Genomic DNA, 25,104 nt, shown 5'->3' on the forward strand with positions numbered 1-25,104 from the left:
AGGAGAACCCATGCCCCGAATGGCAGAACAACAGCTTTATATTGATGGCGCATATACTGCCGCCACCAGCGGTCGCACCTTTGAGACGATCAATCCCGCTAACGGCGAGGTACTGGCTACCGTACAGGCCGCAGGCCGCGACGATGTCGATCGCGCCGTGAAAAGCGCGCAGCGCGGGCAAAAAATATGGGCCGCGATGAGCGCAATGGCGCGCTCGCGAATCCTGCGTCGGGTAGTTGATATTCTGCGTGAACGCAATGACGAGCTGGCGCAACTGGAAACGCTCGATACCGGTAAACCACTGAGCGAAACCGCCAGCGTGGACATCGCCACCGGCGCAGACGTGCTTGAGTATTACGCCGGGCTGATCCCTGCCCTGGAAGGCAGCCAGATCCCGCTACGCGAGACGTCATTCGTCTACACCCGTCGCGAGCCGCTGGGCGTGGTGGCCGGGATCGGCGCATGGAACTACCCCATTCAAATCGCCCTGTGGAAATCCGCTCCGGCGCTGGCGGCAGGCAATGCCATGATCTTCAAACCCAGTGAAGTCACGCCGCTAACCGCGTTAAAACTGGCGGAAATCTACAGCGAAGCCGGTCTCCCGGACGGCGTGTTCAACGTGCTGCCAGGCACCGGCGCGGAAACAGGGCAGTTCCTGACGGAACATCCTGATATCGCCAAAATCTCCTTCACCGGCGGCGTCGCCAGCGGCAAGAAAGTGATGGCCAATTCAGCGGCTTCATCGCTGAAAGAGGTGACGATGGAGCTGGGCGGCAAATCACCGCTGATTATCTTTGACGACGCGGACCCCGACCTCGCGGCGGATATCGCCATGATGGCGAACTTCTTCAGCTCCGGCCAGGTCTGCACCAACGGCACGCGCGTATTCATTCCGGCGCACATGAAAAGCGCCTTCGAGCAAAAAATTCTGGCGCGCGTAAGCCGCATTCGCGCAGGCGATCTGTCTGACCCGGCAACCAATTTTGGCCCACTGGTGAGCTTCCCTCATCGCGACAACGTTCTGCGCTATATCGCCAGCGGAAAAGCGGAAGGCGCAACGCTGCTTTGCGGCGGTGACGTATTAAAAGGCGAAGCGTTTGATAACGGCGCCTGGGTCGCCCCCACCGTATTCACCGACTGCCGGGATGAGATGACCATCGTACGCGAAGAAATTTTCGGCCCGGTGATGTCCATTCTGACCTACGAAAACGAAGAAGAGGCGATCCGCCGCGCCAATAACACCGATTACGGACTGGCCGCCGGGGTAGTGACAGCCGATCTCAACCGCGCTCATCGCGCAATCCACCAGCTTGAAGCGGGGATCTGCTGGATCAATACCTGGGGGGAATCTCCTGCTGAAATGCCGGTCGGCGGCTACAAGCATTCCGGTATTGGTCGCGAGAACGGCGTTATGACGCTGCAAAGCTACACCCAGGTGAAGTCCATCCAGGTTGAGATGGGTCAGTTTCAATCCATATTTTAACCAGGAGGTTTGTTTGCATTTTGACTACATCATTATTGGCGCCGGTTCGGCGGGCAACGTACTGGCAACACGGCTGACCGAAGACAGCGACACCACCGTGTTGCTGCTGGAAGCGGGCGGCCCGGACTACCGTGCGGATTTCCGCACCCAGATGCCTGCCGCGCTGGCGTTTCCGCTACAGGGTAAACGTTATAACTGGGCGTATGAGACCGAACCGGAGCCGCATATGAACTACCGCCGCATGGAGTGCGGCCGTGGTAAAGGGCTGGGCGGCTCATCGCTGATTAACGGCATGTGCTACATTCGCGGCAACGCGATGGATCTCGACAACTGGGCGCAGGAGCCAGGCCTCGAACACTGGAGTTACCTCAACTGCCTGCCCTATTACCGCAAGGCGGAAACCCGTGATATCGGCCCCAACGACTACCACGGCGGCGACGGCCCGGTAAGCGTCGCCACGCCAAAGCACAATAACAACCCACTGTTCCATGCGATGATAGAAGCAGGCGTCCAGGCGGGATATCCACGTACCGACGACCTCAACGGCTATCAGCAGGAGGGGTTTGGGCCGATGGACAGAACCGTGACGCCGCAAGGACGACGCGCCAGTACGGCACGCGGGTATCTCGATCAGGCCAAAGGTCGGCCGAATCTGACCATCATCACCCATGCGCTGACCGACCATATTCTATTCGAAGGTAAAAAAGCGTCAGGCGTTGAGTGGCTGGAAGGCGACAGCACCATCCCGACCCGGGCGATGGCGCGTAAAGAGGTGTTGCTGTGCGCGGGCGCCATTGCGTCGCCGCAAATCCTGCAACGCTCCGGCGTGGGTGACGCATCGCTGCTGAAAGCGTTTGATATTCCGTTGGTGCACCACCTGCCGGGCGTGGGTGAAAACTTGCAGGACCATCTGGAGATGTATCTACAGTATGAGTGCAAAGAACCCGTCTCTCTCTACCCGGCGTTGCAATGGTGGAACCAGCCGAAAATTGGCGCTGAGTGGTTATTTGGCGGCACCGGCGTGGGCGCCAGCAACCATTTTGAGGCAGGTGGATTTATCCGCAGCAGCGAAGCGTTTAGCTGGCCGAATATTCAGTATCACTTCCTGCCAGTGGCGATTAATTACAACGGCTCGAATGCGGTGAAAGAACACGGTTTTCAGTGTCATGTCGGTTCGATGCGCTCACCCAGCCGTGGGCATGTGCACATTAAATCGCGCGATCCGCGCGAGCATCCGGCCATTCTGTTTAACTATATGTCTACCGGGCAGGACTGGCAGGAGTTCCGCGATGCCATACGCATCACGCGTGAAATCATCAACCAGCCTGCGCTGGACAAATACCGTGGACGCGAAATCAGCCCCGGCATTACGTGCCAGACCGACGAACAGCTGGATGCGTTTGTGCGCGACCACGCGGAGACCGCGTTTCATCCTTGCGGCACCTGCAAGATGGGTTACGACGAAATGGCGGTAGTCGACGGCGAAGGCCGGGTTCACGGCGTGGAAAATCTGCGCGTGGTGGACGCCTCCATTATGCCGCAAATTATCACCGGCAACCTGAACGCCACCACCATTATGATCGGCGAGAAGATGGCCGATGCGATTCGTGGCCGCGAACCGCTGGCAAAGAGCACCGCAAGCTATTACGTCGCAGGTGATGCGCCCGTGCGTCAGCCGCCGCTGCGTTAATCCCACCTCTTTTTCCCGCTCTGCTGCTGAGCGGGAAAAGACCACGCCCCCCTCCTCCTCCCTGACATCTATACTCAACGCAACGCCCTGACAAAAGAGAACGTTATGCCGCTACCCGATTTTCACGTTTCCGAACCGTTTACGCTGGGAATTGAACTGGCGGGGGCACGCACCCTTTTCAAAAGTGGCAGCGCCAGGAGGTGTGCGACAATGCGCGCTCCCTGCGTACGCTGGAAAACTTCGGTTATCTGATTCAGTAGGCGACGATTTGCGTTAGCCGGCGATATCCCGGACAATGGCTTTTTAACTCAAGTTTAACAATGCCATGAAACACCCGCTTGAATCGTTGATGACCGCTGCTGGCATCCTGCTGATGGCTTTTCTCTCCTGCCTGCTGCTGCCTGTGCCCTCGCCTGGCATGGTACTGGCGCAAAAGCTGGTTGCGACCTTCCATTTAATGGATCTCAACCAGCTTTACACCCTGCTGTTTTGCCTGTGGTTTTTAACGCTTGGCGCTCTCGAATATTTCGTGATCCGCTTTATCTGGCGTCGCTGGTTTTCGCTGGCTGACTAAGCCGGTGAAATCCCGCATACCGTGAACCAGCGCTTCACACCACGCGGCGTAATCGTGCCCGCTTGACCACGGATGGAAACTCACCGGATAGCCTTTTTCACGTAGTACCTGCGCAAATTCCAGCGTGTTGCGATAAATACCGCCGTCCGGGCCTTTGGTTTCAAAGCGGCCGGCCTGCAACCAGAAGCGGACAGGATAACGCGGCGAATTCTGGTACTGACGCGTCAGCCAGCTGGCCTCCTCGTCTTTTGGCGCCCACCAGTACGAACCGGATAAACTCAGCACGTTGCCGAACAGACGCGGATAGCGCAACGCGACCCAGGATGACGCCAGCCCGCCATAGCTGGAGCCCGCCAGCACCGTTTTTTGTCGTTGCGTTGTTATCCCCTGCTGACGCAGCCAGGGCAATAATTCATGCGCCATAAAGTCGGCAAAATCAGGGTTCGGCGGCAGCTCTTTCGCCCGTCTGGCGTGATCGAGCGTATCAATAAACACCACGTTTATCGGCGGCAGTTGATGGCGCGCGATCAGCCCATCCAGTACGCGATCGATATGGTAATCATCAAGATACGTTTTGCCGTCAAACAGCATCAGCGTCCAGCGTGCCGGTTGTGCGCTGTGTGGGCGATAAATCGCAATTTCACGACTGTTGCCCAGACGTTCGCTGAACAATGTTTTGCGCGTAAGCGAACCGTAACGAACAGGCTGCGCGGTAGCTTGCGCAGAGCAAAAGCGCGCGGGACTCAGATCGAGAAGGGAAAACTGATTCCAGCGATCGGCATACTTCTCGCCAAGCGTCAGCGGGTTAAGCGGATCTCTCTGCGCGCTGACCAGAATCGCCCGCCGCTGATCGCGCGGCGAACCGTTCACCAACGGAACATCCGGCGCCAGTTTGTACTGCATTACCGTATCCGCAGGCACCACATAGCTGCGGAACCAGACGTCGGAATCGCCCAGGCGGAACAGGGGATCGTGATCGCCTGCCGGAGAACCGAGAATAAAAACGTTCTGCTTCGCACCGCGCCACAGAAACGTAACCCGCTTATGGCTGTCGTCAACCGGCTCCACCAGCGGCGTGCCGTTGCGCTGTAGATCCTGCCAGAAATGAGCGGTTCCGGCGCCTGCCGCCAGCGCTTTTTCCAGTTGCTGCAAGGTTGGGCTGACGGGAGCGACGCGCTGTATTTTCGGCAGCGGTGTGGTCTCTTTCATCTGCCATGTAAACCGCCAGCGAGCGCCCTCATTACCGTGCAACACCAGCGAGGTGGCCTGTTGTACCGGCAAAGAAAACAACAGCTGATGCTCGCCATCGGCCGGACCGCCTTCCAGTAAAGTACGGATGCGACGGTTCTGGCCGTCCAGCAAACGAGCATCGGTAATCCCCGACAGGGTGGCCGAAACATAATTTTCACTCAGCGCGGGAAGCACAAAGCAGATCTCGCCGCTGGCATCAAATTTCCCCTGCTGCTCTCCCTGAACGGAGGGCGTCGAACACGGCATCGCCTGAGCCGACATCGTCCCCAGCCCAATCACCAAACCACTCCATGCCATCTTCATTAACGGTGCTTTCCTGATGAAATTTGTTAACAACGCTAATGCAAATGGTAATGATTTGCAATAACATCTGTCGCGTTTAATGAGGATGGCAGTCCGGCATTTGTCTGACAGGACGACCGGACAATTTCAGGTATGGCATAGAAAAGGATGCTAAATGATATTTAAAAATAACAAGATAATGCAGCTCTGGGTTCTCAGTCTGGCGACCGTCAGTACGACGACGTTTGCCAAAACGCAGGAGGAGACCATTCTGGTGACGCAAGGCGTCAGCCAGGAACCCACTGCGCCGGTGAAGGGAATGGTGGCGACCAAAACCCTGTCGGCAACCAAAACCTCCGCGGAGCTGGTGAAAACGCCGCAGTCCGTCTCTGTCGTTACCCGCGACCAGATGGACGCGCTGGACGCCACCTCCGTCTCCCAGGCGCTGCGCTACACCGCCGGGGCATTTACGGAGTATCGCGGCTCATCCAACCGTAACGATGAAGTGTTTGTACGCGGCTTCAGCTACGTTCCTAAATTCCTTGATGGTCTGAGCTTTGGCGCAACGGCGTCATCGCAAACCGGCACCGTTGATCCGTGGCTGCTGGAGCGGGTAGAGCTGGTACGCGGCCCGGCTTCGGTTCTGTTTGGCCAGGTGAACCCCGGCGGGCTTATCAGCATGACCAGCAAACGCCCCACCAGCGAACCGATTCATAAGGTTCAGTTCAGCACCGGTAATCGCGATCTGGCGGAAGGCGCATTTGATTTCGGCGGCCCGCTGAGCGATGACGGCCGGGTACTGTATCGCCTGAACGGGATCGCCCGCACTCAGCATAACCAGGTTGAAGACTATAAAGATTCGCGCGTCGCGATTGCTCCGGCTATCACCTGGTATCCAAACGATCAGACCCGTTTCACGCTGCTGACCAGCTACCAGAAAGATCCCGATGCGGGCTACCGTAACTTCCTGCCAGCTTACGGCACCGTCACCAGCGCTAACGGAAAATATATTCCGCTCGATTTTAACGTCAGCGATCCTGATTACGATCAGTCATGGCGTGAGCAGACGATGGTGGGTTATGAGTTTGAACATCAGTTCAATGACATGATGACCTTCCGCCAGAACGCCCGCTATGCCAGCATCAAGCAAAAATACCGCTATCTGGTTTACTTCAACAGCAAACCGGAAAGCACGCTGCTCAGCCGTCGCGCCCAGCATGAGGAGCGCACGACCAATGAGTTTGGCATTGATAACCAACTGGAAGCACAGTTTGCGACCGCGCAGATGAACCATACGCTGCTCGGCGGGCTGGATTACAAGTCCAGCAACGACAAGCAACTGTTAATGCGCGGTTCCGGCTCGCAGTACGATATGGACTGGACGCACCCGGTTTATGGCGTAAACGTCGATGAAAGCACCTTCAGCCCCGCCAGCCACGAACAGCAGAACCTCGATCAGATGGGCCTCTATTTGCAGGATCAGATGAGCTGGAACAACTGGGAACTGCTGCTCTCCGGGCGCTATGACTGGACGGAAGTTCGCACCACCGATTACATCAACAGTGAGAAAACGCAGCAGAACGACAACAAGTTCACCTGGCGTACCGGCTTGCTGTATGCCTTTGATTTCGGCCTCTCGCCGTACATCAGCTACAGCACCTCGTATGAGCCTAATCTGCAAACCAACCGCGCGCCGGGCAGCGCGCCGTTTAAACCCACTACCGGTAAACAAACCGAAGTGGGCGTGAAGTATCAGCCGGTGGATAACACGCTGATGTCGCTGGCGTTATACGATCTCAAACAGAGCAATGTGTCCACTTACAACAGCACGCTGGGCTGGTTCGAAAACGCAGGGGAAGTGCGTTCCAAAGGCGTGGAAGCGGAAATTCACTCTTCACTGTGGGATAGCGTCAACCTGATTGGCTCGTATACCTACACGGATGCGGAAACCGTCAACACCACGGTAGCGGGTACGGAAGGGAAAACCCCTGCCCGTATTCCTGCCCACATGGCTTCCGCCTTCGCCAGTTATACCTTCCCCGGCGGCCCGCTGAAAAGCCTGACGACCGGCGTGGGCGTGCGCTACATCGGCACCAGCTACGGCGATGCGAAAAACACCTTTAAAGTGCCGGCGGTGGATCTGTATGACGCGATGGTGAGCTACGAACTGGGAGAACTGAACAGCAGCCTGAAAGGCGCAGCCGTACAGTTTAATGTCAATAATATCGCCGATACGAAATACGTGGCCTCTTGCGCCAGCGACACCGCCTGCTTCTATGGCGTGGGTCGCACGGTTACGGCAACAGTGAGCTATTCCTGGTAAGAAAGATTCCCGGCAGCCAGGCGCTGCCGGGGAAACTCAGTGCGTACGGCTGTGATTCTCTTTACGGTAGGCACCCGGCGGCTGATTAAAGGTTCGGGTGAAGATCCGCGTAAAGGTCTGCTGCGAATCAAAACCGTACTTCAGGCAGATGTCATACACCCTTTGGTCGGTATCGCGTAAATCACGCGCCGCCAGCCGCAGCTTACGCTCCCGGATATAGCGCCCCAGACTCTCCCCTTTGTACTGCATAAACAGGCGTTGCAGATGCCATTTGGAGTACCCGGCGTGGCGGGCAATATCATCAATGCGCAACGGTTGATTTAAATTATCATCAATCCACTCGACAATAGTGTCGATTACCTGAGCGGAAATGGTCATCGTGCTCTCCCCCTCCGAAAAATGGTCGCTTATTCCCACCAGGCCGTAAACTGCTGGGTCGGATCGGCCAACATCACCGGTTCTCCCAGCGTCGGCGTCAGCAGGCGGTAGCGTTTATGACGACTCGCCAGCGCCAGACGTTTATACGGATCGTCCCAGCTGTGTTTCGCCAGGACAAAACGCCCGGCATGACCGGGTAAAATCGCTTTTGCGCGCAGGTCCTGCGCCGCCTGCGCGGTCTCTTCCGGCATCATGTGAATGTATCGCCAGTCCCGGTCGTACTGACCGTTTTCCATGATGGCCAGATCGACTGAGCCGAACTGTTCTCCAATCGCCTTAAAATGCGGCCCGTAACCGGAATCCCCGCTGTAATAAACCTTCTGTTCAGGCGTCTCAAACATAAAACTCGCCCACAGCGTCTGGTTACGTTTGAGCCCCCGACCAGAAAAATGGCGCGCGGGCAGGACGTGGATCAGCAGCGCGTCATCGATCCTGACGGACTGGTTCCAGTCGCGCTCGTCGATAATCCCGCCATTCATGCCCCAGTAGCGCAAATGCGATCCCACACCCAGCGGCGTAATGACCCGCTTAATCTTCGGCATCAGCGCTTTGATGGTGGCGTAGTCCAGATGGTCATAGTGATCGTGCGAGATGATCAGCAGGTCGATCTCCGGCATATTTTGCGCCGTCCAGGGGTAGTCTCCGGCAAAGGCTTTATTCAGAAACGAAAACGGCGCCGCATAGCTGCTGAATACCGGGTCGATCAGAATGCGTTTTCCCGCCAGTTGCAGATACCAGGAGGAATGGCCCAGCCAGATGAGCGTGTCCCGATCGCGCGGTACGCTGGCGAGATCGGTGTTTACCAGCGGCAACGGCTGGGCAGGCCGCGCGTTTTCACGTTTAGCGACCAGAAACTCCCACCATGCGGCGAGCATCCCCTTATCCCCGGTGTAACCGGGGGTGGGTAATTGATTATGAAACTGTCCATCACGATAGTGTGGAGACTGTTCCACCAGGCTCAGTTGAGCGCCCTGCGGCACCTGACCAAACCCGGCGTTAAGGACAAACGGCAGACTCGCTGTAGAAGCAATAAGCATAATAACAACCACACAAATTGTGAGACGCTTCATATCCTGATCCGAAAACGCGCCCCTTTCCGCTGGTTTGCGCGACTGTCACTTGATTATGAGTGAGTAAGCACTCATTATAGAAAGCGAAGGAATCTCGTCAAGATGATTTTCAATCTTTGACATTCACCGTTGCGGCGCTGCAAAGAGCGTGTTTCAATCATGTTTTTTACATCATTAAGGGTAAAGTGTAGTGGCTCGTCCGAAGAGTGAAGACAAAAAACTGGCGTTACTGGAAGCCGCAACAAAAGCGATCGCGCAATCCGGCATTGCCGCCTCCACCGCCGTCATTGCTCGCAACGCAGGTGTTGCTGAGGGAACATTGTTTCGCTATTTCGCGACAAAAGATGACTTAATCAACGAGCTTTATCTGCATTTGAAGCAGGATCTCTGCCAGTCGATGATGGCGAATCTGGACCGCTCAATCACCGACACCAGAACCATGACGCACTTCATCTGGAACAGCTACATCAACTGGGGCCTGAACAACACTAACGGACACCGCACCATCCGCCAGCTTGCGGTTAGTGAGAAAATCACGAAAGAAACCGAGCAACTGGCGGACGATATGTTCCCGGAACTGCGCGATCTCTGCCATCGTTCGGTTCTGCCCATTTTCATGTCTGACGAATACCGCGCCTTTGGCGATGCCCTGTTCCTCACCCTGGCGGAAACCACGATGGAATTTGCCGCCCGCGATCCGGCCCACGCAAATGAGTACATCTCGCTGGGTTTTGAAGCGATGTGGCGCGCCCTCACCCGCGAGGAAAAATAATGGACGGCCAGACGCTGCATCGTTGTGCGAAACGCATCGCGCTCGAACTGCCTTTCACCGAACACTGCTGGCCGTTCGGCCCGGAGTTTGATGTCTTTAAAGTCGGCGGCAAGATATTCATGATCGTTTCAGAACAACGCGGCCGTCGGTTTGTGAACCTGAAGTCCGATCCACAGAAATCCCTGTTAAATCAGCAGATTTATCGCAGTATTGAACCCGGTTACCACATGAACAAAAAACACTGGATTTCCGTTTACGCAGGAGACGATATCACACCATCGCTGCTCGCCGACCTGATCGGCGACTCCTGGAATCTGGTGGTGGATGGTCTGGCTAAAAAAGATCAAAAGCGTCTGCGCCCCACCTGATTTATCGTTGATATCGATAAGTGTTTTCGCACTTTTCTCTCTTATCTTTTATGCGCTAACCCTGTACCCTGCTGGCACGAAAACGCACCCGCAGGGTATTAAAAAACATCAGGAGTATTTATGGATATCGTTTCTGTCGCCTTAAAACGCTACTCCACTAAGGCGTTCGATCCCAGCAAACAACTGACCGCAGACGAAGCGGAAAAACTCAAAACATTGCTGCAATATAGCCCTTCCAGCACCAACTCTCAGCCGTGGCATTTCATCGTCGCCAGTACCGAAGAAGGGAAAGCGCGCGTTGCGAAATCCGCCGCCGGTAATTTCGTGTTTAACGAGCGCAAAATGCTGGATGCTTCCCATGTCGTCGTGTTTTGCGCAAAAACCGCAATGGACGACGCCTGGCTGGATCGCGTTGTCGATCAGGAAGATGCCGATGGCCGTTTTGCCACGCCGGAAGCCAAAGCGGCAAATAACAAAGGCCGTCGCTTTTTCGCGGATCTGCACCGCCGCGACCTGAAAGATGACGATCAGTGGATGGCGAAACAGGTATACCTGAACGTTGGCAACTTCCTGCTGGGCGTCGCCGCGATGGGTCTGGACGCCGTACCGATTGAAGGCTTCGACGCCGCGGTTCTTGACGCTGAATTTGGCCTGAAAGAGAAAGGTTATACCAGCCTGGTCGTGGTGCCTGTCGGCCATCACAGCGTAGAAGATTTTAACGCTGCGCTGCCGAAATCCCGCCTGCCGCAGGAAACCACCCTGACGGAAGTCTGATTTCTTGTTATGCCGGATGGCGGCTGCGCCTTATCCGGCCTACGGAGCATACGCTATTGTAGGCCCGGTAAGCGTAGCGCCACCGGGCATTTTACTGCTTATCCAGCCACGCCAGTGCCTGTTCTCCGGCCTCATCCATCGGTAAATACACCAACAACCGGGAGCCGTTACGCGGGGCGGAATACCAGTACATCTGCTGCAAACTAAAACGCCCTAACCGGGGATGGAGAAAATTCTTCACCTGGTTTTCCACGCCACGCACCTCATAACGCTGATGCCATAACGCTTCAAACTCAGAAGATGCGGCGAAAAAGCGCGCCAGTTTATTTTCCCACCCCGGATCGCCACGGTGTTCCGCCATTGCCGCACGGAAATAAGAGACAAACGTCGGCAGCACGTCGCGGTTTTCTATGCGACTGCGCCAGGTTTCGTTGGTGAGGTAGAGGTAAATACAGTTGCGATCGTCATCCGGGATCGTGGCAAAATCCACGCCCATCAGCCGACAAAAACTCTCATTCCACGCCACAATATCAAAATTGGGTTTCTGAATGCTGGCTGGCTGCGGCATCAGGCTGTCAAGCATACGGCGGGTTCCCGCACTGATCCCCTCGCACACGGTGATCTGCGTCGATTCCGGCGGCGTCAGCCCGGCCAGAACAAACAGGTGTCGGGTTTCCAGCGGGCTGCATTGCAGCGCATTCGCAACGCCAACCAGTACCGACTCAGAGGGATTCACCTCCCGCCCCTGTTCCAGCCAGGTGTACCAGGTCACGCCAACTTCCGCCAGCATCGCCACCTCTTCGCGGCGCAGACCGGGCGTTCGTCGCCGACCGACGCGCGGCAGCCCCATACGTTGCGGATCGAGGCTTTCCCGCCGGGCGCGTAAAAATGCGCCGAGCTGCTTCCGGTTGTCTGCGGGTTGCATCACCGTGGGCTCACGTCGCGTCATCACCGTCATATTACCTCCAGCATGGTAGTACCAATACCAGTATAACCAGGAACTGGTACCCGTTTAATTCTTCAGTAATGCTACGTCCATCTGTTGAATGACGCAATGGAGTTACCATGAATACGTCAGCCGTTTCACTCAGTCGCACCGGGCTATCGCTCTTGCTGACAGGCCAAATGCTGCCGCTTATTGATACATCGATTACCAACGTCGCCCTGGAGTCCATTACCCGCTCTTTACAGGCGACAACGACGCAACTGGAGTTAATTGTCGCCCTCTATGGGATTACGTTCGCGGTCTGTCTGGCGCTGGGGAGCAAGCTCGGCGATAACTACGGTCGCCGCCGCCTGTTTATATGGGGAGTCGCATTCTTTGGCGTTGCCTCCCTGCTCTGCGGTCTGGCGAACTCTATTCACATGCTGCTGGGCGCCCGTATTTTGCAGGGGGCTGGCGCGGCGTTGATCGTGCCGCAAATTCTCGCCACGCTTCACGTCACGCTAAAAGGAAGCGCGCACGCAAAGGCCATCAGTTTATATGGCGGTATTGGCGGCATTGCCTTTATCGTCGGTCAAATGGGCGGTGGCTGGCTGGTCTCGGCGGATATCGCCGGGCTTGGCTGGCGCAACGCATTTTTTATTAATGTCCCGGTCTGCCTTCTGGTACTGGCATTCAGCCGCCGCCACGTTCCCGAAACGGCCAGCGAAACCCGCGCCGACATCGACTGGTTGGGCACCGTCTGTCTGACCGCCATCCTCTGCTGCCTGCTTTTTCCTATGGCGCTGGGGCCAGAAACCGGCTGGCCCTGGCAGGCTCAGGCGGCGCTATTTGCCATTCTCCCGCTGGGATGGTGGATGCGTAAAAATGCGCTCCGGCAGGAGCTGCGCCACCAGCACCCGCTTCTGCCGCCGCGCCTGTTACGGCTGACCAGCATCCGTTTCGGCATTCTGATCGCATTGCTGTTTTTTAGCGCATGGTCGGGTTTTATGTTCTGTATGGCGCTGACTCTGCAAATGGGTCTGGGGATGGCGCCGTGGGAATCCGGCAACAGCTTTATCGCCCTCGGCGCGGCCTATTTCATCTCGGCCTGCTACGCACCGCGATTGATTGCGCGCTACAGCATGGGGCGTATTCTGTTGATGGGTCTGGCGATTCAGATAGTCGGCTTAGCCGGGTTAATGATGACCTTCTGGCATTCGGGCATGCAAACATCCACCTTCGCGCTGGCGCCGGCAACGGCCCTGATAGGTTATGGACAGGCGCTGATCGTGAACAGCTTTTATCGTATCGGCATGCGCGATATCAGTACGCAGGATGCCGGAGCCGGAAGCGCCATTTTAAGCACGTTGCAGCAAGCCACATTGGGGCTTGGCCCGGCGGTACTGGGGGCGTTATTTTTGCATCTGCAACACAATAGTCACGGCGATTATACGCAGTCGGTGATCGGTTTTCTGGCCGTCGAAGCCGCCATGATGCTCAGTCTGGTTCTGGCGACATTATGGTTTCGCCGCGCATTGAATATCAATGCAACCCGCCCCTGTATGGCGTCAAAATAGCAAACCTGCGCCGCGCAATTTGCATAATATCCGCACAGCGGTCATCATAGACCGCTGTTTATAAAGGAGACGTTATGCAGGAATTAATATCTCAGGTAGAAGAACTCGGGATCGAAATGAATCACACCACTTCGCTGGTGATGATTTTTGGCATTATTTTTCTCACTGCCATCATTGTGCATATTATTTTGCATTGGGTGGTGCTGCGAGCCTTTGAAAAGCGCGCCAGCGCCAGTTCACGCCTGTGGCTGCAAATCATTACCCAGAATAAATTATTTCACCGCCTGGCGTTTACGCTCCAGGGGATTATCGTCAATATTCAGGCTGTGCTCTGGCTACAAAAGGGGACTGAGGCGGCTGAGATATTAACCACCTGCGCACAGCTGTGGATCATGATGTATGCCCTGTTGTCCGTCTTTTCATTACTGGATGTTATTCTCAACCTGTCGCAAAAATTCCCGGCGGCGTCTCAGCTTCCGCTGAAAGGGATATTCCAGGGCATCAAACTCATCGGCGCCATTATCATCGGTATTCTGATGATCTCCCTGCTGATAGGTCAGTCTCCGGCTATTCTCATTAGCGGTCTCGGCGCGATGGCCGCCGTCTTAATGCTGGTGTTTAAAGACCCCATTCTCGGTCTGGTCGCGGGTATACAGCTTTCAGCGAACGATATGCTGAAGCTGGGCGACTGGCTGGAAATGCCGAAATACGGCGCGGACGGCGCGGTGATCGATATCGGCTTAACCACCGTGAAAGTGCGTAACTGGGATAATACCATTACCACCATCCCCACCTGGTCCCTGGTTTCGGACTCTTTCAAAAACTGGAGCGGCATGTCCGCCTCTGGCGGTCGCCGAATTAAACGCAGCATCAGTATCGACGCCACCAGCATTCATTTTCTTGATGAGGATGAGCAGCAGCGTTTATATAAAGCGCATTTGTTAAAGCCCTATTTAACCACCCGCCATCAGGAAATTCAGGAATGGAACCAACAGCAGACTGCGCCGGAATCCGTACTCAATCATCGTCGAATGACCAATATTGGCACTTTCCGCGCCTACCTGAATGAATATTTACGCCACCATCCGCGTATCCGCAAAGATATGACCATGATGGTACGCCAGCTTGCGCCGGACGATCAGGGTTTACCCATTGAGATTTACGCGTTTACCAATACCGTGGTGTGGCTGGAATATGAAAGTATTCAGGCCGATATTTTTGACCACATTTTTGCCGTGGTCGAAGAGTTTGGCTTACGGATTCACCAGTCCCCTACAGGAAACGATATTCGCACGCTGTCCGGGGCGTTTCAGCGCTAATATCAGGTACTGGCGCGGGAAATATAGCGCCAGTCCATCATCACCCTTTCGGTTGGCGCATCCGGGTGTTCAATCCGGTTCAGCAGCAGCCCGACCGCTTTACGGCCAATATCGCGGGAAGGCTGCTCGATAGTGGTCAGTTGCGGGGAGACCATCTCCGCCAGCTCCGTACCGTCAAAACCCACGACGGCGATATCCTGCGGGATGCGCAATCCGGCGTTGGCAATGGCGCGCATGGCGCCTGCCGCCAGGGTATCCGATACCGCAAAAACCGCATCCGGGCGCGTTTCTGCCGCCAGCAAAACGTCCATCGCCGCCATTCCGGCGCTGGAACTCAGTTCGCTGGCATACTCTACCGCCTGATAATCCAGAGACCAGGCATGAAGCGCCGCCTTATACCCCCGCTCCCTCAGACGCGCATATTTATAGCTTAAGTCATGGTTGATCAGCGCAATCCGCTGATACCCCTTTTCGACCAGATGGGAGATGACCGACTGTGCGGCATCAACGTCATTGATCCCCACACAGGAGACCGCGCCTTTATCGGCGTATTCCGCGCACTGCACCCACGGCGCATCGCCGATCATGGTGGTCAGCTCCGGTAATTTTGAAAACGCGTCCATAGTGATAATGCCATCGACAATTTTCCCCGAGAGCAGTTTCAGCGCCGATTTTGAACGCGCCATATCCGAGCCTGAATTACACAGCAGAATGCGATACCCGTTTTTCTCCGCTTCTTCTTCAATGCCCTTCACCACTTCTGCGCAAAAAGGGTTCGCAATATTTGAAACCATCACCAGAATCATTGAGCTGCGCGCGGTGCGAAGCTGGCGCGCCAGCAGGTTGGGCTGATAGTTACTTTCCTTGATGGCTTGTAGCACGCGCTCGCGGTTTTTGGCTTTGACGGTATCACTGTTATTGAGCACGCGTGATACCGTCGCCACCGACACACCGGCGAGCTGGGCGATTTTTTGAATAGACATAACGGCGACACATCCTGCGGTTTGCGCTTTGTGTTGAGGCTACCATAAAATCGCCCTCCGGCGAACCGGGCGAAGGTTTACCGCATCACGCTCACCCACCGCTGGTGTTGATGGCTTTTCACAATGGCGTCAATGATATACATCACGTCAGCACCGTCCGCGAACGAGGCAAAACGACGCACCTCCGGCGCGGGCATTTTTCCTGCCTGCACCGCAAGATAAAACTGCTGCATCATGTTTTTAAAGGCATCCGGCCAGCCCTCAATATGCCCACCGGGAAAGTGCGCGCTGCCAGCCACATCCGCGTTCATTAATCCGGGGTCGTCCGTCAGGATCTGATTCGCCTGCTGCCGGTGGCCGATCCACAGCTGCTGCGGCACCTCCTGATCCCAGGCCAGCGAACAGTGACTGCCGTTAATCTCAAATGTCAGCTGGTTTTTCCGCCCGGCGCTCACCTGTGAAACGCTGAAACAGCCTTTGCTGCCGTCATCAAAACGTACCAGCACCGCGCCTCTGTCTTCCGTGCTGACCGGTTTATCTACCCACTGGCGTTCCGTGAGCGGCTGAGTAAACGTCGAGCCCCCTTCCACGCTGGCCTTACGCGTTGGCCAGACCGTGGCAAGATCCGCCATCACCTCCACAATCCGCTTTCCGGTAACAAACTGCACCGTGTCGCACCAGTGTGAACCAATATCCGCCACCGCGCGTGAGTCCCCGCCAAGCGCAGGGTCTACGCGCCAGTTATAGTCGGTTTCCAGCAGCATCCAGTCCTGCAAATAACTGCCCTGCACGGAAAACTGCCGCCCGACGCTCCCGGCGCGTACCATGCTGGCGGCCTGCTGCACCATCGCAAACTGCCGGTAGACAAAACTCACGCCATGCACCACCCCCGCCTGCTCCGCCAGCGCGGCCAGTTCACGCGCTTCATCCGGCGTCATGCAGAGCGGTTTTTCGGAGAACACAGACAACCCCGCCCGCAACGCCTGGCGATTAATGTCGGCATGAAGATAGTTCGGCGTGCAGTTGTGTACCACCTGCAATCCCGGATGCGCCAGTAATGCCTCCACGCTGCCGTAAGCGTGCGGAACGTTTAGCGCCCGGGCTTTCTCCTGCGCCTTCTCCAGCGAACTGTCGCAAAGCGCAACCACCGATACGTTTCCCGGTCGGCGCAAGGCTTCAATATGCGCAGGGCCAATAAACCCGGTTCCGATAATGCCAACCTGAATCATTTACGTACCTCATCACCCGCAGCGAAATCATCAAACGCATGCTCAGAAACCGGAATAATATGACGGCGAATAAATTCACTGCCCTCACGCGCGCCGGTGGCGGCTTCTTTCAGGCAGCACTCCCACTCCAGTACCGCCCAGCCGGGGTAATCATATTGGGCGAACTTGCTGAACAGCGTTTTGAAATCCACCTGTCCGTCGCCCGGCGAACGAAACCGCCCGGCCCGCTCAATCCAGGGTTGATACCCGCCGTATACGCCGCTACGGCTGCTGGCGCGATACTCGGCATCTTTCACATGAAACGCTTTAATGCGCGAGTGGTACACATCCACAAAACCCAGATAATCCATCTGTTGCAGCAGCAGGTGGCTGGGATCGTACAGAATATGGCAACGCGGATGATCGTCGACCAGCGCTAAAAAACGCTCGAACGTGACGCCATCGTGCAAATCTTCGCTGGGGTGAATCTCATAACACACGTCCACGCCATGCTCATCAAAGCAGTCGAGAATCGGTCGCCAGCGGCGCGCCAGTTCGCTGAACGCCTCGTCAAAACGGTGACGATTATGCGGCGGCCAGGGGTAAAAATAGGGCCAGGCGAGCGAACCGGAGAAGGTGGCATGTGCGGTCAGCCCCAGTTTTTGCGAAGCGGCGGCAGCCTGTTGCAACGTCTGCGTCGCCCATGCCTGTCGCGCCTGCGGGTTTCCGCGCACCGACGGCGGCGCAAAACCGGCAAACGCCTCATCATAGGCCGGGTGTACCGCAATCAGTTGACCTTCAAGATGGGTCGATAATTCACTGATGACCAGGCCGTGATCCGCCAGCATCCCGCGAATATCATCACAGTAGGTCTGGCTCACGGCGGCCTGTTCAACATCAAACAACGCTTTATGATTGCAGGGGATCTGCAAGGCCTTATAACCCAGCCCTGCCGCCCAACCGGCCAGCCCTTCCAGCGTATTAAACGGGGGTTGCCTGCCGATAAACTGCGCCAGAAAAATACCCGGTCCCTTAATGGTTCTCATAACCCCTCCTGAAAATTACGCCTGCTCTTTCTCGTCATACTTGAAAGCGAAAAGGAAAATCGCGGCAATCACCGCAGCGGCCACTGCCGGGAGCCACCAGAACGTCACCCAGGCCTGGGGAACCGCCTGCCCCGCCACCAGGCGGTTGTACAGCGCGCCGGAGATCTGCGAGCCGAGCAGCATACCGATGCCATAGGTAAACATGACGATCATACTTTGCGCCTGCCCTTTCACCTTTTCTCCGGCAATGCGGTCGGTATAGATAAAACCCACGACAAAGAAAAAGTCATAGCACACGCCATGAAGCAAAATACCGAGATAGAGCAGGAAGCGCCCCTCTTCGCTGATGCCGAGCGCAAAGAAGGCATAACGGACAAACCAGGCGCACATCCCGATCAGCAGCATGTATTTCACCCCCAGGCGGCGGAACAGGAAGGGGATCACCAGCATAAAGACAATTTCGGACATCTGGCCGAATGACATCGCGGTGCTGACATCGCCCACGCCAGCATCCGCCAGGAACGAGGCGGTATAGGCGTAGTAAGTTCCCAGCGGCACGGAGATTAACGTCGCGCAAAGCGAGAACACAAAGAAGTGGCGGGTCTTGAGTAATGCAAACGCATCAGCGCAAAAAAGATCGCGTGTCTTCACCGGCAACCCCTTCGCTGGCGCAGGGGTGTGCGGCAGCGTCAGGCTGTAGAGCGCCAGAATCACAGAGCAGAGCGCGGCAAGCGTGAAGATCCCGGTGGTGTCGGAAATCCCCGTCACGCCGATAAAAATACCGGCCACAATCCAGCCAATCGTGCCGAACACGCGCACAACCGGGAAGGTCTTATCTTTATCTGACAGGCTATGAAAGGCGATGTTGTTGGTTAGCGCCAGCGTTGGCATGTAGCACAGCGTATAGCCAAACAGCAGCCCGATGAGCAATGCCCCGTTTTGCGCCACCAGCGCCTGCGGCACAAACCACAGAATCGCCGCCCCCGCCACATGCATCACCGCCATCACTTTTTGCGACGCAAAGAAGCGATCCACCAGCATCCCCAGTACAAACGGCGACAGGATGGAGGCGATCGGCCCGGCGGAAAACGCATCGCCAATCAGCAGCGACATGTTGTACTGGGTCATCACCAGCCCCAGCGTCACCGACCAGCTCCCCCAGATGAAGAACTGTAAGAACATCATTAACGACAGTCTCGGCACCAGCAGCCGGTACTGTACGGTCTGTTTTCCACTACTTTCGGTTGTCGACACCATTTTTTTGCCTCACCTTTAAAAAGTAATCGATTACAAATAAACTCAAAATGAAAAGTAATCGATTACAAAACAAAGATCCTGCGGATAAAATAAGAATTGCGAGGAGAGTCACGATAAAGGTGAAGCGTGGCACGATGTTGCGGGTGGCGGCTGTGCAGGCCCGGTAAGCGCAACGCCACCGGGCAGCAGGATTAACGGGTTTTACGGCGCAGTAATTTAAAGGCAACGAACAGGAACAGTATCCATACCGGCAGCAATATCGCCGACATGCGCATATCGTCAATGGTACACATCAGAACCAGAATCATCGCCAGAAAAGCAATGCACAGGTAGTTCCCGGCAGGGTACAGCAACGCCCTGAACTGCGTGTCGCGACCTTTGCGCCGCATCGCCGCGCGAAAACGCAGGTGCGCCAGGCAGATCATAATCCAGTTCAGCAGCAGCGTGGCGACCACCAGCGCCATCAGTAAGCCAAAGGCTTTCTGCGGCAGCAGATAGTTGATGAGTACCACCAGCGAGGTGATAGCGCCAGAGAGCACCAACGAGTTCACCGGTACGCCACGGCGACTGACGCGGGTTAAAAACTTCGGCGCATTTCCCTGAACGGAAAGACCGAACAGCATACGGCTGTTGGAATAGACGCCGCTGTTATAAACCGACAGCGAGGCCACCAGAATGACAAAGTTCAGCGCAGAAGCCACCACGTTACTGTCGAGATTATGGAAAATCATCACGAACGGGCTGCTGTTGGATTGCACTTCCACCCACGGATAAAGCGCTAACAGCACCACCAGCGAGCCGATATAAAACAGCAGAATACGGTAAACCACCTGATTCACCGCTTTTGGAATGCTTTTATGCGGATCGCGCGCTTCAGCGGCGGTGATCCCAATAAGCTCAAGCCCGCCGAAAGAGAACATGATCACCGCCAGAGAGAGGATCAGCCCGTTCCAGCCGGTAGCGAAAAAGCCGTTGTAGCGCCAGAGGTTCTCGATACTGGCATGTTCTCCCCCGTTACCAGAAAAGAGCATCCACAGGCCAAAGCCGATCATGCCGATAATCGCCAGCACTTTGATTAGCGCAAACCAGAACTCCGTTTCACCGTACAGGCGCACGTTCACGAGGTTAACGGCGTTGATGATGATGAAGAACGCGGCGGCCCAGATCCAGGTTGGAACATCGGGAAGCCAGTATTGCATATAGATACCGGCGGCAGTCAGCTCCGCCATCCCGACCAGTACGAACATGACCCAGTAGTTCCAGCCGGAAAGAAAACCGGCGAAGGGGCCCCAGTATTTGTATGCAAAGTGCGCGAAAGAGCCGGAAACGGGTTCTTCAACCACCATTTCACCCAGCTGGCGCATGATGAGGAAAGCGATAATTCCGGCGACGCCGTAACCCAGGAGAACCGCCGGGCCAGCCATTTGAATGGCGGGGCCAATCCCCAGAAACAGACCTGTACCAATTGCGCCGCCCAGCGCAATCAATTGAATATGGCGGTTTTGCAACCCCCGTTGAAGCGTCGGCTCTCCGTTCGACGCAGCATCAGACAAACTGTTGCCAGATGCAGTTGACGCGTTTTTCACGCCCTACCCCTGTATCGTTTTTATTGAAGGGGCACCTTTTAACATTTCGCTATAGTTGCCGCAAGGCACAATCCTCAGGGATGCGCCAGACATCCCTGCCTGACGCCCCGAGGCAACGCTATTTATTATTTGTTCAGATCAATACGCACCACGCTGTCTGGCGCATCAGTCGAGTGATCTTTATTGAATTTCTGTTTCACCGTGACATACAGCGTCTGGCCATCGGCGGACAGCAGCAGGCTGTTTGGATTCGGCGGCAGATCCCAGGATTTCTTCACGCTGTAATCCGTCGCGTTGAGACTGAGCAACTTCCCGGACTCACGCTGAGAAATATAAAGCTCATTGCGTTTCGGGTTGAATTTCACCGATAAGGAGTCACCCACATCCAGCTGTTTGATGAGTTTGCCCGTATGGATATCCAGCACCAGCGTGGTTTTCGCTTTGGAGTTGTCGGTAACAAACAGGCGACCGGTTTGCGTATCTTCCGCCATATTCAGCAGCAGCGCCGGTTTATCACCCAGCGGTTTCCAGCGTTTTTCTACGCGCTGCGTGCGAGGATTGATAACCAGAATTTCACCGCCGCCATTCGCGGCATAGATACGCTGCGTGCTGTCAGAGTAGTGCAGACCGGTCATCCATTTACCGGTATTTTTGATGCGGGTTTTCAACTTCAGGGTGTCGGCATCGACGACCCAGATCACCGCCGGATCGGCAACGGCGCCGATATACAGCAGGCCGTTATGCAGCAGAACCTGACGCGCGCCGTACGGGAATCCTTCCGGGTTACGTTCCGGGAAGAGCACACGGTTTTTCACTTTGCCGTCGGCGGTATTCAGCGCGCTCACGCCGCCATCCAGCGAATTGGTGACATAGACGGTTTTACCGTCCGGCGAAATCGCCATACCGAAGTTTTTCAGGTCAGTGTGGCTGGCGCCAATGGTTTTCAGCGTCTTCGGGTCCAGTTTGTAGACCACCCCGCCCTGCACATCTTTAAAACCTTCGGCGCTGGCAACGTAAAGCGCATCGCCTGACGGGCTTAACGCCATTTCATACAGTCCATCGGCTAAATCACGTTTCTGAACATCGGTCGCAACGGCTGGCGCCGTCGGCGTTGCCTGCGGCGCAACGGGGGTTGAAGAACCGGAAGTGGCCGCACAACCACTTAATGCAACGGCAATCAGCAGGGCCAACGCGGATGTTGTCTTTTTCATTTTGGAAATCCTTACCTGGGTAATGTGAACCATGTGAAAAAAGCCTGATAACGTCCTTTGCACACGGCAGTGACGTGATGAACCATCCGTGTAGAGAGGGAAAGTCTTACGAACCGTAAGCGCATTCGCCGCCAGGCCATTAAATAATAAAGAGAATGAGAACTATACTTATTCTCTTTAGCGAAGCAAGAATAATTCACCCGAAAGACGAAATTTCAAAACGGTGGTTTGAAGTACAAGCCAGATGGGCATACCAGGGCACGTCGTATAATTTTCATGAATTGTTCTGGACGAAAAGGCTTCACACACCACAGAATATGTTTTAATTTTTTTTCTATATTTTCAAACGCGTGAGTCGGATCTACTATCTGTCACTCGTTTTTGAGTCACGTCGGGCATCGGCTGTCATGAATAAAATCATTAAACGGTTAGAGATCGTCAAAAGCGCCATCGAACTTGAGGATGAGGAGATCATCCATCAGCAACTTGCGCACCTGAAAGACGCCTCTCTGGATGCGGCCATCGGCACCATTGCCCTGGCGATCGAGGAGCGACGTTTCGGCGACGCGATGCGTGAAATTGCCGCCTGGTTACAGTCCCAGCGCGCCGTCTCGACGTGGCAGGACCCCGGCATCGCCGCCAGCAAGCTGGAACTGAAGGCGCTCGAAACGCAGCTACGCGAGCTGATCGACAAACGCAATGCCCGCATCCAGATCCTCGACGATTTCAACGATTTGTATCACTTGCGCCTTGGCCCGCTCATGGGCCGTATTCTGGAGCTACGCAAACAGCTGGCCGCCAGCGCGCAGCGTAGGCAAGAGGCCGAACTCAGACGACGTGAAAAGGACTATCAGTCCTGCCAGCAGTATATTTCTCAGGCTATCGATCAGTTAGTGAAGCTTAAACAGCACTGGGTGAGCCTTAGCTCAACCTCCCGGGAAGCGGTGGAAACCAGAGAGCGTATTCAGCAGCAGACGGAACTTATCACCTCCCTGCTGGCGGAAATTCGCGAACTGGAGAATGATTTCTCACGTCAGGATGACAGCGCAACCCGACAGGCGCGTGAAGAGGCCGATCACGAATATGAGGAATATCAGGAGCAGCATCAGGATGCGCAGCACCGCTATGCGCGCGATCAGCGCCTCTCCGCTGATGAACGTAATGAGCTTAAACGCCTGTGGCGCCAGGCCAGCCGACTCTGCCACCCGGACGTGGTCGCCGATGAGCTGAAAGAAAAAGCGCACCAGATGATGGTTCAACTTAACCAGGCCCGGCAGAATGCCGACCTGGCCACGATCCGTTCGCTACTTACCCAGTTGCAAAGCGGTCTGGAGCCGATGCTGGCGAGCGACAGGCTGAACAATCTTGCCCATCTGCGCAGTAAGATAGAGCAACTCAGAACGCAAATTAACGCCCTGCTCAAAGAGATAAGCGAGCTGGAAACGGAGAACGCCTGGCGTCTTGCCACATCCGTAACCGACAAAGAAGCGTACTTTGCCGAGCAGGAGCGCGCATTAGCGGAAATTCGCGATACGCTGGAAGTTCAGGTAAAACATGCGGAACAAGAGATCCTCGCCGGGTAAGGCGGAGCGTCAGGGAGGCAGGGATACCGTTGCTCACAACATCATCATGACCACCCTTTACCCTTTATAGCCGTCGAACTTTATTGCCCATTAAAAAACTAATGATGATTCTTTCGATCTCTGCTTCTTCACGCGAATTTTTAAAATCAAAACGACAGGAGACCTGATAACAGGAATACAGCTGATTCTCTGCATCAAATTCATTGACCATCACCACATCCACCACTTTTAAGTCGAGTTGCAAATAGCCGAATTGCTCAAAATCCAGAGACGCGCCTTTTATGACGGCATCTTTATAGAGAAAACGCGTATTCGCATCCTGCGCAATTAATGCACATCCCCCCCTGGACATATTTTTAATTTTGAAAGAATAATTCTCTCCATTTTTATATCGTCCAAAGCAGTTGAAACTGTGTCCCTTCAGGAAGGAGAAGCGCTGATGCTGGCGTCGTTGTATAAGAAAGACCATCTCGGGAATGAAATACGCCAGCGCATTCTCCATGCCGTCTGACATTTCCTGATCAATTCTGGCGTTAAATTTTATAATTCCATTTTCACTATGGAGAATAAACGTTTGGATCTTTTTGGTGACAATATCCTTATGGTGAGGGATAACAAAATGTTCAAAATCAACTTTTTCCAGCTGCGTGACCACACTAGTGTTGGCATATTTAAGCTCTAGTTTAGTCTTCTTTAGTAGCTCTTCACGGAAAACAGCGATAATTTCAAACTTGTTATCCTTCATCAATCCAAAACTCATCAGCAAGTCCTTATTTTTTATTCGAGATACATCTCATTCTCGTTTATGTGAAAAACGCAAAATCGTCCCCCATCCCTGGCTTTTGATTACCATAATGGATTCCAGATCAAATAATTCGTGAGAAATTAAGTTTTTAACTATTTTTGCCGTTTTATTGATACATAAAAACATTCATAAATGATTAAAGTTAGCGTAACTTATGTGCTACACAATACAAATTTAACTCAAAATTATAACAATTTGGAATAACATCGCTGCTCGCGCCGCGATTCTGAAATAAAAAAAGAGGGATTGCAATATAAACTAAAGGAGTAGACTGTCGGATTTTTTCATTATGCGTGGAATTTACACTGCGGCATCGTCTTTAATATTGAAGAAGATCTGGAGAACAAAAATGTAACGTCAGGAGGGAAAAAATAATAATGAACCTGAGCAGAAACACTTAAAATAAATTAACCTGTTAAGGCTTACTTTCTTTGCGGCGATAAAGACAAAATATTCACCACGCAACAGTAATAAATTGATTTTAAAAGATAAACATAATTCACCGTTCAATACGCTATGGCATCTCATCCGGCCCATGAAGCGTACTCCACGAGCCGGACGACTGGCGCAGCAGGTATA

At 54.7% G+C, this 25,104-nt stretch carries 21 protein-coding genes and 1 pseudogene; 11 read left to right on the forward strand and 11 right to left on the reverse strand.

Features of this window, described 5'->3' with window-relative positions; translation table 11 throughout:
- Positions 1 to 10: 10 nt before the first annotated feature.
- The 4 genes and pseudogenes from betB to OGX93_RS06600 all read left to right on the forward strand — a co-directional run bounded on the left by betB (position 11) and on the right by OGX93_RS06600 (position 3,747).
- Positions 11 to 1,483 (forward strand): betaine-aldehyde dehydrogenase, encoded by a 1,473-nt coding sequence (gene betB, locus OGX93_RS06585; protein ID WP_286449687.1) that lies wholly within the window; start codon positions 11 to 13, stop codon positions 1,481 to 1,483.
- A gap of 13 nt (positions 1,484 to 1,496) precedes the next feature.
- Entirely contained in the window at positions 1,497 to 3,173 is a 1,677-nt protein-coding gene (gene betA, locus OGX93_RS06590; protein WP_012133412.1) for a choline dehydrogenase, read from the forward strand.
- 158 nt (positions 3,174 to 3,331) lie between these two features.
- Positions 3,332 to 3,430: pseudogene (locus OGX93_RS06595) on the forward strand (hypothetical protein); the annotation flags it as partial.
- A 68-nt stretch (positions 3,431 to 3,498) separates the two neighbouring features.
- Positions 3,499 to 3,747, forward strand: a complete 249-nt coding sequence (locus OGX93_RS06600; RefSeq protein ID WP_012133415.1) for a DUF1158 domain-containing protein — start codon at positions 3,499 to 3,501, stop codon at positions 3,745 to 3,747.
- Here the strand turns inward: OGX93_RS06600 and OGX93_RS06605 are convergent.
- Positions 3,676 to 5,301: an alpha/beta hydrolase-fold protein gene (locus OGX93_RS06605; RefSeq protein ID WP_115609512.1), complete on the reverse strand. Its 1,626-nt coding sequence runs from the start codon at positions 5,299 to 5,301 to the stop codon at positions 3,676 to 3,678. The two genes, OGX93_RS06600 and OGX93_RS06605, sit on opposite strands and share 72 nt — an antisense overlap.
- A 157-nt stretch (positions 5,302 to 5,458) precedes the next feature.
- Here OGX93_RS06605 and OGX93_RS06610 point away from each other — a divergent pair, with 157 nt between their 5' ends.
- Positions 5,459 to 7,603, forward strand: coding sequence for a TonB-dependent siderophore receptor (locus OGX93_RS06610; RefSeq protein WP_060815872.1), 2,145 nt, complete (start codon positions 5,459 to 5,461; stop codon positions 7,601 to 7,603).
- Between the two features lie 36 nt (positions 7,604 to 7,639).
- Here the strand turns inward: OGX93_RS06610 and OGX93_RS06615 are convergent, their stop codons facing one another.
- Positions 7,640 to 7,981, reverse strand: coding sequence for a RamA family antibiotic efflux transcriptional regulator (locus tag OGX93_RS06615; protein WP_024130566.1), 342 nt, complete (start codon positions 7,979 to 7,981; stop codon positions 7,640 to 7,642).
- A 29-nt stretch (positions 7,982 to 8,010) separates the two neighbouring features.
- Positions 8,011 to 9,111 (reverse strand): MBL fold metallo-hydrolase, encoded by a 1,101-nt coding sequence (locus tag OGX93_RS06620; RefSeq protein WP_012133420.1) that lies wholly within the window; start codon positions 9,109 to 9,111, stop codon positions 8,011 to 8,013.
- 190 nt (positions 9,112 to 9,301) lie between these two features.
- On the opposite strand from OGX93_RS06620, the gene OGX93_RS06625 reads away from it, so the two are divergent.
- From OGX93_RS06625 to nfsB, 3 genes are all read left to right on the forward strand, one after another.
- Entirely contained in the window at positions 9,302 to 9,883 is a 582-nt protein-coding gene (locus OGX93_RS06625) for a TetR/AcrR family transcriptional regulator (protein WP_012133421.1), read from the forward strand.
- Positions 9,883 to 10,251, forward strand: coding sequence for an MmcQ/YjbR family DNA-binding protein (locus tag OGX93_RS06630; protein WP_058668738.1), 369 nt, complete (start codon positions 9,883 to 9,885; stop codon positions 10,249 to 10,251). The genes OGX93_RS06625 and OGX93_RS06630 overlap by 1 nt, the downstream gene beginning before the upstream one ends.
- 120 nt (positions 10,252 to 10,371) lie before the next feature.
- The gene (nfsB, locus tag OGX93_RS06635; protein ID WP_047458272.1) at positions 10,372 to 11,025 is read left to right on the forward strand and encodes an oxygen-insensitive NAD(P)H nitroreductase; all 654 of its coding nucleotides are present in this window, start codon (positions 10,372 to 10,374) and stop codon (positions 11,023 to 11,025) included.
- 91 nt (positions 11,026 to 11,116) lie between these two features.
- On the opposite strand, the gene OGX93_RS06640 is transcribed toward nfsB, so the two are convergent.
- The gene (locus tag OGX93_RS06640) at positions 11,117 to 11,983 is read right to left on the reverse strand and encodes a helix-turn-helix transcriptional regulator (protein WP_049010291.1); all 867 of its coding nucleotides are present in this window, start codon (positions 11,981 to 11,983) and stop codon (positions 11,117 to 11,119) included.
- Between the two features lie 107 nt (positions 11,984 to 12,090).
- Here OGX93_RS06640 and OGX93_RS06645 point away from each other — a divergent pair, with 107 nt between their 5' ends.
- A complete protein-coding gene (locus OGX93_RS06645; protein WP_286449686.1) occupies positions 12,091 to 13,527 on the forward strand; it encodes an MFS transporter in 1,437 nt (478 codons plus the stop codon).
- A 74-nt stretch (positions 13,528 to 13,601) separates the two neighbouring features.
- The gene (locus OGX93_RS06650; protein WP_286449685.1) at positions 13,602 to 14,846 is read left to right on the forward strand and encodes a mechanosensitive ion channel family protein; all 1,245 of its coding nucleotides are present in this window, start codon (positions 13,602 to 13,604) and stop codon (positions 14,844 to 14,846) included.
- Positions 14,847 to 14,848: 2 nt separating this feature from the next.
- On the opposite strand, the gene OGX93_RS06655 is transcribed toward OGX93_RS06650, so the two are convergent.
- The 6 genes from OGX93_RS06655 to OGX93_RS06680 form a co-directional block, all read right to left on the reverse strand.
- Entirely contained in the window at positions 14,849 to 15,829 is a 981-nt protein-coding gene (locus OGX93_RS06655) for a LacI family DNA-binding transcriptional regulator (RefSeq protein ID WP_049010295.1), read from the reverse strand.
- A gap of 77 nt (positions 15,830 to 15,906) precedes the next feature.
- Positions 15,907 to 17,058, reverse strand: coding sequence for a Gfo/Idh/MocA family protein (locus OGX93_RS06660; RefSeq protein ID WP_153258200.1), 1,152 nt, complete (start codon positions 17,056 to 17,058; stop codon positions 15,907 to 15,909).
- Positions 17,055 to 18,083, reverse strand: coding sequence for a sugar phosphate isomerase/epimerase family protein (locus tag OGX93_RS06665; protein ID WP_199971346.1), 1,029 nt, complete (start codon positions 18,081 to 18,083; stop codon positions 17,055 to 17,057). The genes OGX93_RS06660 and OGX93_RS06665 overlap by 4 nt, the downstream gene beginning before the upstream one ends.
- Positions 18,084 to 18,098: 15 nt before the next feature.
- On the reverse strand, positions 18,099 to 19,340 hold the full coding sequence (locus tag OGX93_RS06670; RefSeq protein ID WP_199971345.1) for an MFS transporter: 1,242 nt from the start codon (positions 19,338 to 19,340) through the stop codon (positions 18,099 to 18,101).
- A 191-nt stretch (positions 19,341 to 19,531) separates the two neighbouring features.
- Positions 19,532 to 20,926 (reverse strand): phenylalanine transporter, encoded by a 1,395-nt coding sequence (gene pheP / locus OGX93_RS06675; protein WP_153258196.1) that lies wholly within the window; start codon positions 20,924 to 20,926, stop codon positions 19,532 to 19,534.
- Between the two features lie 125 nt (positions 20,927 to 21,051).
- On the reverse strand, positions 21,052 to 22,137 hold the full coding sequence (locus OGX93_RS06680; RefSeq protein ID WP_024130569.1) for a YncE family protein: 1,086 nt from the start codon (positions 22,135 to 22,137) through the stop codon (positions 21,052 to 21,054).
- A 407-nt stretch (positions 22,138 to 22,544) separates the two neighbouring features.
- Here OGX93_RS06680 and OGX93_RS06685 point away from each other — a divergent pair, with 407 nt between their 5' ends.
- Entirely contained in the window at positions 22,545 to 23,720 is a 1,176-nt protein-coding gene (locus OGX93_RS06685; protein ID WP_012133435.1) for a coiled-coil domain-containing protein, read from the forward strand.
- Positions 23,721 to 23,784: 64 nt separating this feature from the next.
- Here OGX93_RS06685 and OGX93_RS06690 read toward each other — a convergent pair whose 3' ends face one another.
- Positions 23,785 to 24,480, reverse strand: coding sequence for a flagellar brake protein (locus OGX93_RS06690; protein WP_012133436.1), 696 nt, complete (start codon positions 24,478 to 24,480; stop codon positions 23,785 to 23,787).
- Positions 24,481 to 25,104 lie beyond the last annotated feature (624 nt).

This window comes from Citrobacter sp. CK195, assembly GCF_030333365.1.
Lineage (GTDB): Bacteria > Pseudomonadota > Gammaproteobacteria > Enterobacterales > Enterobacteriaceae > Citrobacter_B > Citrobacter_B koseri.

Excerpts from the sequence above, each read along its gene's own strand:
- betB (WP_286449687.1), top strand. The coding sequence starts at position 11 with ATGCCCCGAATGGCAGAACAACAGCTTTATATTGATGGCGCATATACT.
- OGX93_RS06600 (WP_012133415.1), top strand. The coding sequence starts at position 3,499 with ATGAAACACCCGCTTGAATCGTTGATGACCGCTGCTGGCATCCTGCTG.
- OGX93_RS06605 (WP_115609512.1), bottom strand. The coding sequence starts at position 5,301 with ATGAAGATGGCATGGAGTGGTTTGGTGATTGGGCTGGGGACGATGTCG.
- OGX93_RS06615 (WP_024130566.1), bottom strand. The coding sequence starts at position 7,981 with ATGACCATTTCCGCTCAGGTAATCGACACTATTGTCGAGTGGATTGAT.
- OGX93_RS06620 (WP_012133420.1), bottom strand. The coding sequence starts at position 9,111 with ATGAAGCGTCTCACAATTTGTGTGGTTGTTATTATGCTTATTGCTTCT.
- OGX93_RS06630 (WP_058668738.1), top strand. The coding sequence starts at position 9,883 with ATGGACGGCCAGACGCTGCATCGTTGTGCGAAACGCATCGCGCTCGAA.
- nfsB (WP_047458272.1), top strand. The coding sequence starts at position 10,372 with ATGGATATCGTTTCTGTCGCCTTAAAACGCTACTCCACTAAGGCGTTC.
- OGX93_RS06640 (WP_049010291.1), bottom strand. The coding sequence starts at position 11,983 with ATGACGGTGATGACGCGACGTGAGCCCACGGTGATGCAACCCGCAGAC.
- OGX93_RS06645 (WP_286449686.1), top strand. The coding sequence starts at position 12,091 with ATGAATACGTCAGCCGTTTCACTCAGTCGCACCGGGCTATCGCTCTTG.
- OGX93_RS06650 (WP_286449685.1), top strand. The coding sequence starts at position 13,602 with ATGCAGGAATTAATATCTCAGGTAGAAGAACTCGGGATCGAAATGAAT.
- OGX93_RS06655 (WP_049010295.1), bottom strand. The coding sequence starts at position 15,829 with ATGTCTATTCAAAAAATCGCCCAGCTCGCCGGTGTGTCGGTGGCGACG.
- OGX93_RS06660 (WP_153258200.1), bottom strand. The coding sequence starts at position 17,058 with ATGATTCAGGTTGGCATTATCGGAACCGGGTTTATTGGCCCTGCGCAT.
- OGX93_RS06665 (WP_199971346.1), bottom strand. The coding sequence starts at position 18,083 with ATGAGAACCATTAAGGGACCGGGTATTTTTCTGGCGCAGTTTATCGGC.
- OGX93_RS06670 (WP_199971345.1), bottom strand. The coding sequence starts at position 19,340 with ATGGTGTCGACAACCGAAAGTAGTGGAAAACAGACCGTACAGTACCGG.
- OGX93_RS06680 (WP_024130569.1), bottom strand. The coding sequence starts at position 22,137 with ATGAAAAAGACAACATCCGCGTTGGCCCTGCTGATTGCCGTTGCATTA.
- OGX93_RS06685 (WP_012133435.1), top strand. The coding sequence starts at position 22,545 with ATGAATAAAATCATTAAACGGTTAGAGATCGTCAAAAGCGCCATCGAA.
- OGX93_RS06690 (WP_012133436.1), bottom strand. The coding sequence starts at position 24,480 with ATGAGTTTTGGATTGATGAAGGATAACAAGTTTGAAATTATCGCTGTT.